The following is a 15,316-nucleotide window of genomic DNA, read 5'->3' on the forward strand; positions in this document are numbered from 1 at the left end:
CCTTTAACTTTTTTGTATTAAAGATATCCAAAAAAATAGCAGAGGCTACGTTTTTGGATTAAGGTTATACCTATGGATGTAGTACTTAATTGTGGGGTGACGGAAAAATAAGGTATAATGGTGGGAACGAGTATGAAAGAAAGTGTGAGGATGCTATGCGATTTACAAAAAGTATTCCCAATATGGTCACATTGGGTAATTTATATTGTGGTTTTTTATCGATAGGTTTTGCTGCAAACGGTCAATTTAGCAATGCTGCGATTCTAATTTTGATTGGGATGATGTTGGACAGTATGGATGGAAGGTTAGCACGAATGTTAAAAGCGGATAGTGCCCTAGGAAAAGAACTAGACTCCTTGGCTGATATCGTAACCTTTGGCATTGCGCCTTCATTTCTTGTTTACTATACATACTTCTTTCAATTTGGTTTATTAGGGTTTGCAGTGGCTGGACTATTCCCGTTATTTGGGGCATATCGTTTAGCGAGGTTTAATATTGCTGCGACAAAGACCTCTATGAACTATTTTACAGGGGTGCCTATTACCGCAGCAGGTGGAATTTTAGCATTATTAACGTTATTCAGGAACGTATTACCGGATATTGTGACAACGGTTATTTTTACAGCTATGTGCTTTTTAATGGTGAGTAGGATGAGGATACCAAGCTTGAAAGAGGTTCCTCTTCCAAAGTACGGAACAATTGTCACAATATTTCTAGGCTGTATGCTTTATTTCATATATAGGGGAACCTATGGCCAATTCCCTTATCTTATTTATATTGCGACTCCGCTTTACATTGCCTATGTCACCTATCGTTTTGTAAGAGGGAAGAATAAGGGCAGTGAGGAGTAAGATTCCAAAGTAGAAGAACTCGATTTGTATTTATGAGGCCACTGAAAAAGGCGACTGTTCCTTTTCAGTGCTCTTGTTTTTATTTCGAGTTTTTTTGTTTGCATTTATTGACGTAAAGCTATTTTATTAAAAGCTAAATTTTGAGTCCAATTTGCTTTTGGTTTAAACTGGAGTGGGATCATCTCGGATGAACGTACGTTAAAATATAAAAAGCACTAACAGATAAGGGCTTCGCTCCTTATCTGTGGGGCGTTTAGTTGGGGATGTTAAAAATGAATCAACTGCAAAGTGAACAAATCATTACCTCAGACGGCCGCGTTAATAGGCTAAAGATTATTCTCATCTTGGGTGCGCTATCAGCATTAGGCCCCTTAACGATCGATATGTATTTACCAGGTTGGCCGATCATGACAAAGGAATTCGGTGCATCTACCTCTGCGATTCAGTTGACATTAACAGCATGTCTTTTGGGATTAGCATTTGGCCAATTATTTATTGGATCACTTAGCGATACCCATGGGCGTCGTATGCCGTTGCTACTATCGCTCATCGTTTATACAATTGCTTCCATTCTTTGTGCGTTTGCTCCAAATATTTGGGCATTGGTGATATTCCGGTTTATTCAAGGATTTGCTGGTTCCGCGGGGCTTGTCATTTCTCGTGCGTGTATACGAGATTTATATTCTGGTACCGAATTAACAAGGTACTATGCGATGGTTGTTCTAGTCATGGGGGTGGCGCCTATTTTTGCACCAGTGATTGGCGGACAACTCTTACATTTCTTTCCCTGGCAAGGTATATTCATTGCTTTGTTTTTTATTTCAATTGGGTTATTCCTTATTGTATTAACTAGTTTACCAGAAACCCTTTCAAAGCAAAGAAAATCAAAGGGTGGGTTAAAGAACATGGTCCTTATATTTGGTTCCTTATGTAGAAACCGTATCTTTATGGGGTACGCCCTAACGCAAGGACTTATGACAGCTTCTTTATTTGCTTACATATCGGGATCGTCCTTTGTTTATCAAGAGGTTTTTGGTGTCTCTCCTCAGGTGTTTAGTATTCTTTTTGGCTTAAATGGGTTTGGTTACATACTAGCTACGCAAATTGGTGGGAGATTAGCAGGTAAGGTGAAGGAAACGATGCTATTATATATTGGTCTTGGCATTGGTCTATTCGGAGGAAGTCTGTTTATGCTGGTGGTTCTGATTAGTGCGGGGCTCCCTTTTATCATTGTAAGTCTCTTCCTTATCGTTTCTAGTATTGGTCTTGTAAATCCATCCTGCTTTTCACTTGCTATGCAAAATCAAGCGGGGAATGCAGGGAGTGCCTCTGCTCTTCTCGGGTTAATGCCGTTTCTATTTGGTGCATTAGTTGCCCCGATAGTAGGGCACGGTGGGAGTGGAACGGCACTCCCGATGGCTGTTTTAATTTTACTGGCTGAAGTTGGCGCGATTTTGGTCTTTTTGGTAATGGTACAGTTGAAAAAGAAAAACGAAGTCCTGCAAAGCACATAAGATCGATGGTCCAAAGGTCAAAATCCTTTGGACCAAATCATGTACACTTTAGTCCGTTTTGGCGGAAAGTATGCTAAACTATTAGTAACTCTGCTTTAGAAAGGATTAACGATGACTATTAAACCTTTATTGAATGAAAGAAAGTCAGTGTTAAAAAGAGATCTCATTGCAGGATTGACCCTTTTTGTCATGCTGATTCCTCAAGGTATGGCTTATGCTATGCTAGCAGGTCTTCCACCGGTTATGGGTTTATATGCGTCAACGATTCCTCTTTTTGTATATGCGTTACTCGGTTCTTCTAAGCATTTATCAGTCGGTCCTACAGCAATTACATCATTGCTTGTGTTTTCAGGAGTATCGGTTTATGCAGATCCAGGATCATCTTCGTATATTTCGTTAGTCGTAACCCTCGCCATGATGGCTGGTATTATTCAAGTTTCATTTGGGCTATTAAAATTAGGGTTTATTGTTAAGTTTATTCCTCAATCTGTTATGAATGGCTACACATCGGCAGCTGCAATTGTTATAGCGATTAGTCAATTGAAGCATCTGCTAGGTATCGATTTAGGGAACTATTTGCAAGTTCACCTTCTCATCATTGAAATCTTTCAGAAAACAAATGATATTCATTTTTTAACCTTTATTCTTGGAGTATTCTGTATACTGCTCCTTCTAGTTATGAAAAAGTGGACTCCACGTATCCCATCTGCTCTAGTTGTTGTCATTATTACTATTGCGTCCGTGATGTTTTTTCGTTTAGAGGCACAAGAGATTACCATCGTTGGTTCTGTACCAAGAGGATTCCCGGCATTCGCTTTTCCTAGCTTGTCTATAGATACAATTCAAATGTTAGTACCAATGGCATTCACAATTGCTTTATTAGGGTTTATGGAATCGTTAGCGATAGGGAAGGAAGTAGCCAGAAAAGAAAAATATGAAATTCACCCAAATAAAGAGTTTAGAGCCTTAGGTCTTTCAAATATTATCGGTTCTTTATTTGGAGCTTTTCCTGTAAACGGTAGCTTCTCAAGAACGGCAGTAAATTATCAAACCGGTGGGGCAACACAATTAGCAGCGGTGATTACAGGTTGTTTTGTGATGTTGACGTTAGTCTTTTTCACATCAGTTTTTTACTATTTACCAAATGCTGCACTTGCTGCGATTATTATCGTAGCAGTCTATAAACTAATTGATATAAAAGAAATGAAGTATTTATTCAAGGTGAATGCTTTTGAAGGTTGGATTTGGGTTGCAACGTTCCTAATTACCTTATTTGTTGGAATTCAGTGGGGAATTATTATGGGTGCAGTGTTTACTCTTGTATTAATTATTAAGAAAAGCGCAAAACCAAGTATTGTTCAATTGGGGTTTGTAGAAAAAGAGAAAACATTTCGTGACATAAGTAGGTATTCAGAGGCCATAACAGCAGATGAAGTCGTCTTGTTACGAATTGATTCGAGCCTTCACTTTGCAAATATTTCTTTCCTGGAAGAGAAGGTAAAGCGAATACTTACAAATAAATCAACCCAATGGCTAATAATTGAAATGAGTGGAGTGAATGATATTGATACAGTGTCCATTCAACGATTAGAAGAACTTATTGATTTTAATCGGACAATGGGAGTCACGATTTTGTTTGCAAACATGAAAGGGTCTGTTCGTGATACCGTTAATAAAGTAGGATGGAAAAGTAAATATAAAGAACAACAGAATCATTTAACAATTGACCAGCTTCTTAAGGAAAAAGGATTGCACTCTTACTTCACTTCAGAGTATGTAACTAAACCAAACAAATGGGTAAATGATTTCTCAATTTAATAGCTACTAGATAAGGTGAGTATAGAATAAAAGGTCATGAAAGTGGTGTATAGATGCTTAGGGATTTTTTAAGTAATCAAACGAAAAGAAATCAAAGTAAAAAGTCACTTTATCAATTAATTCACAGAGAAGGACCCATTTCAAAAGTTGAATTATTAAAATTGTTTACAGTTCCACAAACTACGCTTACAAGAATGATTACTGAACTCGAAGGCAATGGATGGCTTTGCTCTGGAGAGATTGGTCAGCCAAACGGCGGGAGACCCCCGATTCTATATAAGGTAGAAGCAAATGCTGGTCATTTGATAGGCATTGAGATTGCCAGGATACATGTTCAAGTCTTGTTGTTAGATTTAGAGTTTAAAGTTATTGATAGAGAGAGGTTTTTTTTGACACTAGACCATACACCAGAAATAACGATACCTTTAATACTTTCTGATATGAGAAAATTACTTCAAAGAAACTGTCTATCGGTTGAGGGAATTATTGGTGTCGGTATTGGCGCGGTAGGACCGTTAAATAGGGAAAAGGGTCTCATTATTAATCCAGAATCGTTTCTTGCTAAGGGTTGGAACGATGTGGACATTGTTTCAGAAATTAATAAAGAATTCGCTGTACCTATTGTTTTAAATAATGGCGGGAATACAGCTGCGATTGCTGAATACCACGCTCAATCGTTTACGAAAGAAAATCTTTTATACAGCATCAGTGGATATGGAATTCGTTGTGGCTATATCCAAGCTGGTACTTCTTTAAATAGTAGACAAGGTGACGCAAGTTCTTATGGGCATATGATTGTAAATCCAGAGGGACGGTTGTGTTCTTGTGGAAAAAAAGGTTGTTTAAATGCATATAGCTCATTTGGTGCGATGTTTGAAAGGATCTCTGAAAGGAATTGCTCAGTTGTCGTAAAATCCACTGACCAGTTGATAGAAGCCCTTCACCAGAAGAACCAGGTAGTAGTAGATGTTGTCTATGAAGCTGCTTACTATTATGGGTTAGCAGTAGCAAATATGATGAATCTACTTCACCCTGATTTGGTGATCCTCCAAGGGAAATTAATAGAGGAAAGTGAAAGCTTTTTTAATAAAGTCACTGAGGTTGCTATGAAGTATAAGTATTCAAACAGTATCCATGTCACGAGTATTCAAAAAGGTTATTTAGGAAGAGATGCAACAGCTATTGGGGCTGGGATTGAAGTGTTTAATTCTCTATTTGATTAAACGATGCTTTTATTGTAAAAAAAGTTGAAAATCTATTGTAGACAGATTACTATTAGAACATGTTCAAAAGGGTGCTCATAAAGTGGAACCTCTATTTAAATAGAATTGTTAAATGTAGGTGTCGACAAACGATGAAGTAATCTGTCTTTTTAACCAAGTCGTTTTCACTCTTTCTTCGATGAGAAAGGGTTTTTTGTTTTTAGAAATCACAATGATCCCCTAAAATAGAGGAGGAATATCTTTTGAAAAAATCGATGGTTATGCTTGCAATAGGTTTAATAAGTACTGGATTGGTTGGATGTGGTCAAACGGAAGAAAGTGCGGATCAAGATATCATTGATTCTAGTATAGTAGAAGTTTTAGAGGAGGGTGATATAGTCGAGGAAGAGGACGATGTAGGTCATCATGACGAGTTACCGTTTGAATGGAGTGGAAGCTACGTATTTGAAAAGGGTACATATACTCTTCTACTAAACCATAATGAATTTGGAGATGAGAGTATGCTCATTTCATTTATTTTAGAGAATGGGAATATTCTAGACTTCGATCATCATGCTGCACATATTATGGACATTGACCCAGATGAGGAAGTGGATCAAGACGGTTCCTTTGATGCAGTAAGTGAGTATAGTTATAATCTTGCATTGAACCCAGCAGGATCCACTTCATTCACATTTACCATTACCGAAGCAGGTCGTTATAAGATATTCACAGAGCATGTAGCTGATGAATTTGATATGAACATTTTACATCCTTCTGGAGATGTTATTCCTGTTGAAGATACAAAAACATATGATGGAAATGGTCACAGTCATGAAGACGATTCTGTACATACGGAAGAAGAGGACCATTCTCATGAATAGGAGCAACGTATTATGCATCTGTCAGATGGCGTTTTAAGTTTTCCTGTTGTTGTAACGACAAGTGTTGTAGCGGGAGTAGCAGTTATCTATTCAATCCGAGGGATTACGGAAGAAGAAATCCCGAGAATAAGCTTAATGACCGCAGCCTTCTTTGTTTTGTCACTAATAAACATTCCGATGGGCCCGAGTTCAATACACCCCCTATTATGTGGACTAATCGGGATTATCATCGGTAAGCGAAGTGTGTTAGCTATTTTTATTGCCTTATTGCTTCAAGCATTGCTCTTTCAGCACGGTGGGATAACTACACTTGGAGCTAACATCTTAATGCTCGCCATTCCTGCGATGGTCTGCCATCGTTTATTTCTGAAACTATCGAATAGAGAACATGCAAAAATTCAATTTCTCGGTTCTGTTTGTGGTGGGTTAGGGGTGGTAGGTGCGGTTGGTTTATTAACATTGCTATTAGCGTTAACGAGCTCATTCTATACAGACGGCATTTTTTCTGTTGTACGCATATTAATTTTAGGTCATATTCCTTTGTTAGTCATTGAAGCCTTTTTAACTGGCTTTATTATTTCAATTATTGTGAAAATCCGTCCTGGTATTATTGCAAGGAATCCTGTAAAAGCATAGAGAAAGAAAGGAAACAAATACCTATGGGAGCTGCATTTGTTGAAGAAATAAAGCGAGTGAACCCGAGAATTAAGAATACCTCTTGGGGAGCATTATGGGAGCCAAGGACAAAGACTATTACTTGTATTTTATTTACGTTTGGTGTTGTATATCTTGAACAGCTTTACCTCTTAGCGCTTCTTTTAGTAAGTCTTCTTATCATCGCACGAACGATGCAATTTACGTTTCGCTTTTTGATTTCGAAGTTAATCTTGCTCATCCCATTCTTGATTCTTATGAGCATTCCAATCTTATTATCTAAAGGATGGCCAGTCCATCAAGATTTGTTATTGTTCGTGTTGATGATTGCATTGAAGTCAACCTCTTCGTTATTACTTATGATGATAGTTGTGCTAAGTCAACCACTGCAACAATTTATAAAAGGACTGGCGGCGTTACCAATACCATCAGTGATTGTTTCGGTGTTAACTTTAACACTTTATTATACAATGATGTTTCATCGAACATTAAGCCAGTTCTATAAAGCGTTGCTTTCTAGGGCTTTTAGGGCTTCATCAAAACCATCATCACTTAAAGTTTATAGTAGTGTCATGGCAGGGGTTATTTTGAAATCGGTAGAACAATCCGATAAAGTGTATCAAGCAATGGCAGCTAGAGGATTTTCAGGAAAGATACCAACGTCTTCGCCAAGGCCAATTATGGCAATGGATTGGCTGAAATCTATAAGTATGCTAATGTTTATCGGTATTTTTATACTTGTTGAAAAGTGGTGGTTCGCATAAAAAATATAGTTATTGAAAATTTGTCTTATTCTTATCCGAATCAAACAGTAGCGCTCTCAGATTTATCCTGTTCCTTTAGTGGAAGTAATATTGCGCTTTTAGGAGCAAACGGTAGTGGGAAGTCGACTTTACTACAGCATCTCAACGGCTTGCTACTTCCTCAATCTGGGGAAATTAATATTTTTAATACAAGAGTAGTGAAAGGGAATGTTCACCAAATCCGACAACAGGTAGGGCTTGTCTTTGATAACCCAGAAAATCAATTGTTTGCGACCACGGTTTATGAGGATGTAGCTTTTGGTCCAAGAAACAAGGGTTACAAAGAATCAAGAGTGGAAGAAGTTGTGAATGAAACATTACGTCTACTTAAAATTGAAGAACTCAAAAATCGTGTTCCTTATCATTTAAGCTTAGGTCAAAAAAAGAAAGTAGCGATTGCCGGCGTCCTTGCAATGGAACCAAAGTTGCTTCTTTTTGATGAACCATTCTCAGGTTTAGACCCTTTCGCATTAGAAGATTTCTTGTCGCTCCTTGAGGTGCTTAAACAAAATGGAAAAACAATCGTTCTCACAACTCACGATGTTGATATTGCCTACAGTTGGGCAGACGAATGCATGCTTATGAATCAAGGCGGAAAGATCGCCCAAGGAACGGTCTCCTTGCTTGAGGACGAGCAACTTATGCGACAAGCGCAGCTGTCGGTCCCGCGTCTTTATCAGCTTTTTCGACACACCTCGTTACGACCGAAAAAAATAGAAGAAGCAGAAAGGCATATTCAAAAGCTACAGGAGTGCTCTAAATGAAGAGAGAATTTTTGGTGAAGAGTTTGTTAGCAATGCTGATTATTATTGCGTTTCCTTTAAATGTATACGCACATAAGATGATTATTGAGCCAATTGGGGAAAATAAGGTGAGGGTTCATTATGAGGACAAAAGCTTTTCTAGCCGAACCATTGTTCAAGTACTTGATGAAGAAGGACATCTTCTTTTTGAAGAACGCTTGGATGAAAAAGGGCATTTTGATTTCGGTGATATGAAAGAAGCCCATTTATTAGTTGCTGATGATGGAATTGGACATCGAGGCGAATGGGTGGTCGGGGAAGAAAAGGAAGCCCCTTTTTTAAATAAATGGGTAACGGTAGCTGTCGTTTCTTTGAGTTTTATAGTTATTGCTTGGTTTTTCTACCAACGAACACGTTCGAGAACGGATAAAAAAGGCAGATAGAATTTTTTGTTTTTAAAAGACTCTCCTTTTGTTATTGGTAATGTGAGATATTTGGATTTACTTAATGTTAGGTACACTTGTGTTACAATATTAGACATAATGAAGAGTTGGAGGAATGAGAGATGCAGAACAATAAGTTTATTGGCTATGTTGGTACATATACGAAAGAAGGAAGTCAAGGAGTTTATCAATTCACGTTAGACACGCAGAGCGAAAAGATTACTGATGTAAAATTAGCTGCAAAATTAGAAAACCCTACATATGTTAATGTGAGTGCAAATAAAAAGTATCTCTATGCTGTTGCGAAGGAAGGTTCACAAGGTGGGGTCGCATCGTATGCAATTAATCATGAGACGGGTAAGCTAAGTAAACTTAATCAAGAATTATCAGACGGGGCGAATCCTTGTCATGTGAGCACGGATAGTAAAACAACTCAGCTTGTGACGGCAAATTATCATAAAGGGACGATTGAGTCACATCTCATTAATGAGGATGGCACAATTTCACCTACTGTCTCAGTGATGGCTCACTCTGGATCAGGGCCTCATGAACGCCAGGAAAAGCCACATGCTCATTATTCAGGGTTTACACCTGATGAAAAGTTTGTTGTAGGTGTTGATTTAGGTACAGATGAAATTGTTTCCTACCGAATTGAAAATGGAACATTAACCAAAGTAGCTAGCTACTCTACAAATTCTGGAAGTGGGCCACGTCATCTGACATTTCATCCAAATGGAAAATATGCTTATGTAATGACTGAATTAAGCTCAGAGGTCATTGTTCTGAGCTATGATATGGAAAAGGGTAGATTTACAGAAAAACAATATATCTCAACGATTCCTGAGACTTTTACTGCAAATAACCAGGGAAGTGCTGTTCATATCTCATCAGATGGAAAGTTTGTTTATGCAGGAAACCGAGGACATAATAGTATCGCGGTCTTTAGCGTGAACCAAGATACAGGTGGACTAACATTAGTGGAAATTGTCTCATCAGAGGGTGATTGGCCTCGTGACTTCGTATTAGATCCTACGGAAGCATTTGTGGTCGGTTCTAATGAAACGACTGGAAACCTTGTCTTATATGCAAGAAATCAGTCAACAGGGAAGTTAAGTGTTATTCAATCAGATGTAAAGATACCGAAAGCAGTCTGTATAAAATTCTTATAAATGATAAGCCTTACTAAATTAACAACGAAATAAATACAAGAAAAGGGGGTTCCACTGTGGAACACCCTTTTCTGTATTAAGCAGCTTTTTCTACAGTTAGTTTCGACTTATCTCTTCGTATTAACTTTTGAAATCCGCGAGAGATATCTTCAAATAAAAGATAAATAGCTGGAATTAAGACGAGCGTGATGACAGTTGCAAATAGCAGTCCTGAAATGACAACAGTGGCCATGGGTGCTTGGTAACCGCTTGCTGTACCGGTTGCAAGAGCAAGTGGAAGCATTCCTCCAATCGTCGTTAAGGTAGTCATAAAGATTGGACGTAATCTTGTTTTACCTGCAGTGACCACCGCTTCAACAAGCGAAACATTCTCATTTCGAAGTTGTTTGGTTCTGTCGATAAGGAGAATCGCGTTATTCAATACAATGCCAATCAGCATAATCACACCCATCCCTGCCATCACACTCATTTCTTGTTGTGTCAAAAGCAAGCCGATAATGACGCCTGTTATCGTAAATGGAATGATTGACATGACGATTAAAGGATGTTTTAAACTATTAAACTGAATGGCCATTACGACATAGACGAGGAAAAGAGAGATGCCAAGAATCATCGCCATTTCCTGTACGGCTTTCTGTTGAGCCTCTAAGTCACCTGCTGTTGAAACTGAATAACCATTAGGAGGATTGTATCCGTTTAGCAACTCCGTAATTTCTCGGTTAATCGATCCTAAGTCACGGTTCTCGATGTCTGCCATAACCGTAACAACGCGTTCTCCTTTTTTTCGGTCAATTTGAGTTGGGACAACAGTGGGTTTTAATTCGATATATTTTGAAAGTTTCTCTGTTTGGCCGGATGGGAGGAGAATCTTAGCTGATAAAAACTCCAATTCGTTCTCAACGGACACATCACTGGTTATTACAATAGGTTGGTTATCGAGAGCGCTCATATCGCCAACGGGAATTCTCGAGAACATTTGATTCATTTGCTGAAGAAGAAATTGAGAGGAAAGCTGGTCTTCCTCCATTTTCTGCTCGTTCAAAACAATGTCATGTTCAGGAGACAATTTCTCTGTTGATGTTGTAATCGATACTATGCCTTCAATGTCTGAGAGTTGTTTAGTAAGATCACTTGCAACGTCTGTAAGTATACTGAAGCTTTCTCCCGTAACTTCAAGAGTAATTGGAAGTCCACCCCCGCCATCCATGGCGGAACCAATGCTAACGATCGGATATTGGTTTTCTAATTTCCTAAGGGAGGAAAGAATCTGTTCATTTACTTCTTTCTGTTCAAGTGTCGCTTCATCTTCAGCAGTCATATTTACGAGAACATACATTGCACCGACACTATCGAGAATAATATTGTTTGTTACATCAGGTACTGCAGATAACTGTTTATTAGCTGCGATAGCAATGTCTTCCCTCTCTGCTGGTGTAACCCCACTTTCTAATTGAATGGAAATCTCTGCATACCGATTAAAGACATCTGGCATAATGGTCATAGGAATTTTCGTAATTAGTAAAAGAGAGCCTATGAAAACAAGGAGGAACACTGTAATGACACCATAACGATTTCGTTTCTTTTGACCAATCCAGCTTATTAAGCGACCATAGATAGTTACGATAAAACCATCTGGACGTTGCTGTTTCACTTTAGTTTTCAAGAAGTTATGAGCCAGTGTTGGAATGAGTGTAAAGGAAATTAGTACAGAGCTAATTAGTGTAATACAAACAACAACTGATAAAATTATCATAAATTTACCCATTTCACCACCGAGAATGCCAATTGGCAAAAAAACAACAATGGTCGTGAGCATTGAGGCGAGTACGGCTGTGGCAACTTCTTTTGTCCCTTGAAGGACAGCGTCTAGTTTCTCAAATCCTTGCTCTCTTTTCTGATAAATAGATTCAAGTATAACGATTGAGGCATCAACCATCATCCCAATCCCTAATCCTAATCCAATTAGACTAAGCATATTAAAGCTGTAATCAAAGAACCACATTGCTGCAAAGGTAAGCAGGATAGAGATAGGGATCGCTAATCCGATAATTAACGTAGCCCGGACATTACGTAAAAACAATAATAAAATCACAATTGCAATCACGCCACCAACTAAGACATTTTTAGAAACTCCATCAATTGAATCTCTTACATAATCTGCTTGGGCCACAACTTCATCTAGTTCAAAACCAGAGACAAGGCCCTCTTTTTTAATAGCTTCAACTTCTGCTCGAACTGCTGTAGCCATCTCAATTTGAGTGACGTTTGGCACTCGGCCAATTTGAACTAAAATAAAGTCTGCAGTACCGTTTTTCCACGCGCCGGCTGTTTGCTGAGAAGAAAGCTCTGATACGGTTGCCAACTCATTTAATGTTTTTCTTCCAGTTAAAGTCTCAATTTGGATTGATTTTAAGTCATCGACGTCTTGAAAGGTGGTGTTCCAACGAAGAGTGGGTTCATTTTCTTCCCCTACTAGTTCGCCTATTGCAACCTCAGTGTTTGTTTGTTGAATAGTTGTAATGACATCGGTAGGATTAATGCCCCATTCAGAAAGCTTTGCTTGTTTCAATTCAATAACCATTTCTTTCTCGTCTATGCCAACGAGAGCCACATCACGAACTTCAGGTAAAGCTTCAAGTCTCTTCTCTAAAACCACTTTCCCAAATTCCGTCATGCTTTCTTTATTCCCAGCTGAAATATCCATAAAAAATTCATAGGGGTTATCTAAAGAATATTGATTGACTGACATGTCTTTAATCTCAGTTAGTTGGGGCTTTAATTCGTTTAATTGAGACTCCATTTCTTTAAATACATCATCGCCACGTCCTTCCTCTAATTGAACAGATAGTGAGCTATGTCCAATAGATGAAGTAGACTCAAATGAAATGATACCATCGATACCTTCAAGGGTCTGTTCGATTGGTTCTGTAATTCGTTGTTCAACATCAAGTGCACCCATATCGCCTGCTTCAACTTGTATAGCAGCTCCGTCCATCGTAATAGGTGGCATAAGTTCTTGGTCTAATTTGGTCGTAGAATATAAGCCTATAGCAAGCACAAATACAACCAGTAGACCGACGATAAGCTTACGTTCAAGTAAAAAATTTAATAAGGACATCTTTTTTTCCTCCAATATGTTGTTTTTAGTTTTGTACTTTCAAATTATAGATTAAATATATGGAAAAAGAATCATTTCCTGGAAGTAATTGTTTCTAAGTCTTGAGACGGAGAAAATTCTACTTACTCATTAGACGATTCCCTAGCAACTTTTTAATATGAACTTATAGATAAAACTGTTAAGATGTGAGAAAAAGTAGAATAAATAGTGGGTTTGAATAAGATAAGATAAAGCGTAGGGGGAGACAGTAATGTTTGAACATATTTTGTTACCGATTGATGGATCTTTACATTCACTACGCTCTGTGGACATAGCCGTTAAGATAGCAAAAGCATCGAATGCTAAAGTTGACCTTCTATATGTTATAGAAGGATCAATGTCGAAGTTTGATGTGATTAATAATGATAATCCGGTTGAAGTAGAAAAGAAAAGAAAGGACCGAATGCAGCCTGCTCAGGAGAAATTAAAGGAAGCTAAAGTTGAGTTTGAAAGTTTAATTATTCACGGGGAGCCGGGGTCATCTATTGTAAATGTCGCAAATCAAAGCGACTATGATTGCTTAGTAATTGGGAGTCGAGGATTGAATCGCTTTCAAACATTCATGCTTGGAAGTGTTAGTTATAAGGTGGCAAAGCTCGTTAAATGTCCAGTGATAATCGTGAAGTAGTATTGATGAGGTCTTTTCATTTAAAGTGTTCATTTTAGGAAGTGTGTGATGTTAGATTAATCATGCATAGATAGACAGAAGCTAAGAAGTATTATCGTTCCAATTAGAGAAAAAGACGAAAAGAGTACCTTATACTTTCAGTGTACTTTAAGCAACGTGCGGAGCAGTTGCCTTCTGTTTTCCCTACTTTAACTTGTAGACAGGCCACGCGGGTGTCCGAAAGTCGGACACCCGCGTGGATTTCATATTTACTTCAAACTTTGAAGAGCCTCTGCAACTTGAACTGTACGTTTAGCTTGGTGCTTTGCAGCATCTTCTACATTTTCTTGCATTTTTCCATCTTGACCAACTGTTACACTTACTCCATATGGGTTACCACCAGATGTGAATTGAACAGGGTCTGTGTAACCAGGAGAAGCAATAATTGCGCCCCAGTGATGCATTGTTGTGTAAAGAGATAAAATTGTGGCTTCTTGGCCACCGTGTGCATTACTCGCAGAAGCCATTGCGCTAACGGCTTTGTTTGCAAGTTTTCCATTAAACCATAGCCCACCTGTTGTATCAATGAATTGCTTCATTTGTGCCGGTAAATTACCGAAACGTGTAGGTACGCTAAAGACAATAGCATCAGCCCATTCAAGATCATCTAATGTTACTTCTGGTACATTTGCTGTTTCTTCTACATGTGCTTTCCATGCTGGATTTGCATCAATAGCACCTTGTGGAGCAAGCTCAGGAGCCTTTAAAACCTTAACCTCCGCACCAGCAGCTTTACCTCCTTCTTCAGCCCACTTTGCTAGTTGATAGTTTGTACCTGTTGAACTGTAGTAAATAACTGCTAATTTAATTGACATAATTTCATTCTCCTTTTTGTTTGAAAGATTAAATAGTTTATTGAGAAGTTTCATGATGCCGCACCTACCTAATTGTTCCCCATTTCAATTTAATAAAACTGGGTTTTTAAAATATTAGTAACTTACTTATAATTAGTATAGTATTAAATATACTTACTAATGTCAAGTATCTTTTTAAAAATAACCAACGTATAATAAGTGAAATACAAAGTAATATGGGGGGTACGATGATGGAACATGGTATGCTTTGTCCGAAAGTTGAATCTGCATTTACATTACTAGGAAAAAAGTGGACAGGTTTAATTATTTTCGCATTAATAAATGATGCTAAGCGGTTTCGTGATATTTCTTCCTTAATTCCAAATATGAGTGATCGGATTTTAACTGAACGAATTAAAGAATTAGAAGATGCAGAAATTATTGTTCGTCATGTTTATCCTGAAAAGCCAGTAAGAATTGAGTATAAACTGACTGAGAAAGGAAAAAAACTCAAAGCTGTAATAGATGAGGTCCAAAAATGGGCAGAGGATTATGAATAGAGGACGGGGTAGTCGTATTTATCGAGCTTGGTAATACGACCCCAATTATTATGAAAG

At 38.1% G+C, this 15,316-nt stretch carries 14 protein-coding genes; 12 read left to right on the top strand and 2 right to left on the bottom strand.

Annotated features, from left to right (window positions below):
• The first annotated feature begins 155 nt into the window (after nt 1-155).
• The 10 genes from pssA (at nt 156) to CEF19_RS10830 (ending at nt 10,081) form a co-directional block, all read left to right on the top strand.
• The gene (pssA, locus tag CEF19_RS10785) at nt 156-851 is read left to right on the top strand and encodes a CDP-diacylglycerol--serine O-phosphatidyltransferase (protein ID WP_100408283.1); all 696 of its coding nucleotides are present in this window, start codon (nt 156-158) and stop codon (nt 849-851) included.
• Between the two features lie 263 nt (nt 852-1,114).
• Nucleotides 1,115-2,365: a multidrug effflux MFS transporter gene (locus tag CEF19_RS10790; protein ID WP_100408284.1), complete on the top strand. Its 1,251-nt coding sequence runs from the start codon at nt 1,115-1,117 to the stop codon at nt 2,363-2,365.
• Between the two features lie 111 nt (nt 2,366-2,476).
• Nucleotides 2,477-4,183: a SulP family inorganic anion transporter gene (locus CEF19_RS10795; RefSeq protein WP_100406071.1), complete on the top strand. Its 1,707-nt coding sequence runs from the start codon at nt 2,477-2,479 to the stop codon at nt 4,181-4,183.
• Between the two features lie 53 nt (nt 4,184-4,236).
• On the top strand, nt 4,237-5,406 hold the full coding sequence (locus CEF19_RS10800; protein WP_100406072.1) for an ROK family transcriptional regulator: 1,170 nt from the start codon (nt 4,237-4,239) through the stop codon (nt 5,404-5,406).
• 242 nt (nt 5,407-5,648) lie between these two features.
• Complete coding sequence (locus tag CEF19_RS10805; RefSeq protein ID WP_100406073.1) at nt 5,649-6,269, top strand: hypothetical protein; 621 nt, start codon at nt 5,649-5,651, stop codon at nt 6,267-6,269.
• 12 nt (nt 6,270-6,281) lie between these two features.
• A complete protein-coding gene (locus CEF19_RS10810; protein ID WP_100406074.1) occupies nt 6,282-6,905 on the top strand; it encodes a CbiM family transporter in 624 nt (207 codons plus the stop codon).
• Between the two features lie 23 nt (nt 6,906-6,928).
• On the top strand, nt 6,929-7,687 hold the full coding sequence (locus CEF19_RS10815) for an energy-coupling factor transporter transmembrane component T family protein (protein WP_100406075.1): 759 nt from the start codon (nt 6,929-6,931) through the stop codon (nt 7,685-7,687).
• On the top strand, nt 7,675-8,490 hold the full coding sequence (locus CEF19_RS10820; RefSeq protein ID WP_227521968.1) for an energy-coupling factor ABC transporter ATP-binding protein: 816 nt from the start codon (nt 7,675-7,677) through the stop codon (nt 8,488-8,490). The genes CEF19_RS10815 and CEF19_RS10820 overlap by 13 nt, the downstream gene beginning before the upstream one ends.
• Nucleotides 8,487-8,912: a hypothetical protein gene (locus CEF19_RS10825; RefSeq protein WP_100406076.1), complete on the top strand. Its 426-nt coding sequence runs from the start codon at nt 8,487-8,489 to the stop codon at nt 8,910-8,912. The genes CEF19_RS10820 and CEF19_RS10825 overlap by 4 nt, the downstream gene beginning before the upstream one ends.
• Before the next feature lie 122 nt (nt 8,913-9,034).
• A complete protein-coding gene (locus CEF19_RS10830; RefSeq protein WP_100406077.1) occupies nt 9,035-10,081 on the top strand; it encodes a lactonase family protein in 1,047 nt (348 codons plus the stop codon).
• A 76-nt stretch (nt 10,082-10,157) separates the two neighbouring features.
• Here CEF19_RS10830 and CEF19_RS10835 read toward each other — a convergent pair whose 3' ends face one another.
• Nucleotides 10,158-13,199, bottom strand: coding sequence for an efflux RND transporter permease subunit (locus CEF19_RS10835; RefSeq protein WP_100406078.1), 3,042 nt, complete (start codon nt 13,197-13,199; stop codon nt 10,158-10,160).
• A 250-nt stretch (nt 13,200-13,449) separates the two neighbouring features.
• Between CEF19_RS10835 and CEF19_RS10840 the strand changes: the two genes are divergently transcribed.
• Nucleotides 13,450-13,866, top strand: a complete 417-nt coding sequence (locus tag CEF19_RS10840; protein WP_100406079.1) for a universal stress protein — start codon at nt 13,450-13,452, stop codon at nt 13,864-13,866.
• Nucleotides 13,867-14,114: 248 nt separating this feature from the next.
• On the opposite strand, the gene wrbA is transcribed toward CEF19_RS10840, so the two are convergent.
• On the bottom strand, nt 14,115-14,774 hold the full coding sequence (gene wrbA / locus CEF19_RS10845; RefSeq protein WP_100406080.1) for an NAD(P)H:quinone oxidoreductase: 660 nt from the start codon (nt 14,772-14,774) through the stop codon (nt 14,115-14,117).
• Nucleotides 14,775-14,950: 176 nt separating this feature from the next.
• On the opposite strand from wrbA, the gene CEF19_RS10850 reads away from it, so the two are divergent.
• A complete protein-coding gene (locus CEF19_RS10850) occupies nt 14,951-15,259 on the top strand; it encodes a winged helix-turn-helix transcriptional regulator (protein WP_100406081.1) in 309 nt (102 codons plus the stop codon).
• Nucleotides 15,260-15,316: the final 57 nt, after the last annotated feature.

This window comes from Bacillus solitudinis, from assembly GCF_002797395.1.
Taxonomy (GTDB): domain Bacteria; phylum Bacillota; class Bacilli; order Bacillales; family Bacillaceae_D; genus Halalkalibacter_A; species Halalkalibacter_A solitudinis.